Consider the following 1165-nt stretch of genomic DNA (forward strand, 5'->3'; position numbering starts at 1 on the left):
TAAGCTCTTCAGCGCCGATGGTAGTCGGGGGTTTCCCCCTGTGAGAGTAGGACGCCGCCAAGCCATTACACGTAAGTGTAATATACGGAGGATTAGCTCAGCTGGGAGAGCATCTGCCTTACAAGCAGAGGGTCGGCGGTTCGAGCCCGTCATCCTCCACCATTTCTATCATACATAAGTTGGCGTATTAGGCCGGTGTAGCTCAATTGGTAGAGCAACTGACTTGTAATCAGTAGGTTGGGGGTTCAAGTCCTCTTGCCGGCACCACTTTTATATGTTATACTATATAAGTCTCTTGTAAAAAGAGCCATTAGCTCAGTTGGTAGAGCATCTGACTTTTAATCAGAGGGTCGAAGGTTCGAGTCCTTCATGGCTCACCATGTTTTTTTCTTGCGGATGTGGCGGAATTGGCAGACGCGCTAGAATCAGGCTCTAGTGTCTTTACAGACGTGGGGGTTCAAGTCCCTTCATCCGCATTGCCAAACGCGGAAGTAGTTCAGTGGTAGAACATCACCTTGCCAAGGTGGGGGTCGCGGGTTCGAATCCCGTCTTCCGCTCCAACTAAACTATACCATCCATGCCGGGGTGGTGGAATTGGCAGACACACAGGACTTAAAATCCTGCGGTAGGTGACTACCGTGCCGGTTCAAGTCCGGCCCTCGGCACTTATTGTTGCGCCCGTAGCTCAATTGGATAGAGCGTTTGACTACGGATCAAAAGGTTAGGGGTTCGACTCCTCTCGGGCGCGCCATACATACTTTTGAAAAATCGGGAAGTAGCTCAGCTTGGTAGAGCACATGGTTTGGGACCATGGGGTCGCAGGTTCGAATCCTGTCTTCCCGACCACTTTGGGGCCTTAGCTCAGCTGGGAGAGCGCCTGCTTTGCACGCAGGAGGTCAGCGGTTCGATCCCGCTAGGCTCCACTTGATTTTAATTGTTTTTTGGCGGTGTAGCTCAGCTGGCTAGAGCGTACGGTTCATACCCGTGAGGTCGGGGGTTCGATCCCCTCCGCCGCTACCATTGGACCTTTAGCTCAGTTGGTTAGAGCAGACGGCTCATAACCGTCCGGTCGTAGGTTCGAGTCCTACAAGGTCCACCACTTATACGGAGGAATACCCAAGTCTGGCTGAAGGGATCGGTCTTGAAAACCGACAGGGGTGTCAAA

The 1165-nt window shown here is 52.4% G+C and carries 11 tRNA genes; all 11 read left to right on the forward strand.

From position 1 onward, the window contains the following. The first annotated feature begins 86 nt into the window (after positions 1-86). The 11 genes from Y79_RS0119765 (at position 87) to Y79_RS0119815 (ending at position 1099) form a co-directional block, all read left to right on the forward strand. Positions 87-162, forward strand: a tRNA-Val gene (locus Y79_RS0119765). A gap of 29 nt (positions 163-191) precedes the next feature. Next, a tRNA-Thr gene (locus Y79_RS0119770) sits at positions 192-267 on the forward strand. Positions 268-304: 37 nt separating this feature from the next. Further along, positions 305-380, forward strand: a tRNA-Lys gene (locus tag Y79_RS0119775). Positions 381-392: 12 nt separating this feature from the next. Further along, positions 393-476, forward strand: a tRNA-Leu gene (locus tag Y79_RS0119780). Between the two features lie 9 nt (positions 477-485). Then, positions 486-560 (forward strand) — tRNA-Gly (locus Y79_RS0119785). A gap of 19 nt (positions 561-579) precedes the next feature. Further along, a tRNA-Leu gene (locus Y79_RS0119790) sits at positions 580-665 on the forward strand. Positions 666-674: 9 nt separating this feature from the next. Beyond that, positions 675-751: transfer RNA gene (locus Y79_RS0119795), tRNA-Arg, on the forward strand. Between the two features lie 18 nt (positions 752-769). Beyond that, a tRNA-Pro gene (locus tag Y79_RS0119800) sits at positions 770-846 on the forward strand. A 4-nt stretch (positions 847-850) separates the two neighbouring features. Then, a tRNA-Ala gene (locus Y79_RS0119805) sits at positions 851-923 on the forward strand. Between the two features lie 20 nt (positions 924-943). After that, positions 944-1020: transfer RNA gene (locus tag Y79_RS0119810), tRNA-Met, on the forward strand. Between the two features lie 2 nt (positions 1021-1022). Continuing rightward, positions 1023-1099, forward strand: a tRNA-Ile gene (locus Y79_RS0119815). Positions 1100-1165: the final 66 nt, after the last annotated feature.

This window comes from Bacillus siamensis KCTC 13613 (assembly GCF_000262045.1).
Taxonomy (GTDB): domain Bacteria; phylum Bacillota; class Bacilli; order Bacillales; family Bacillaceae; genus Bacillus; species Bacillus siamensis.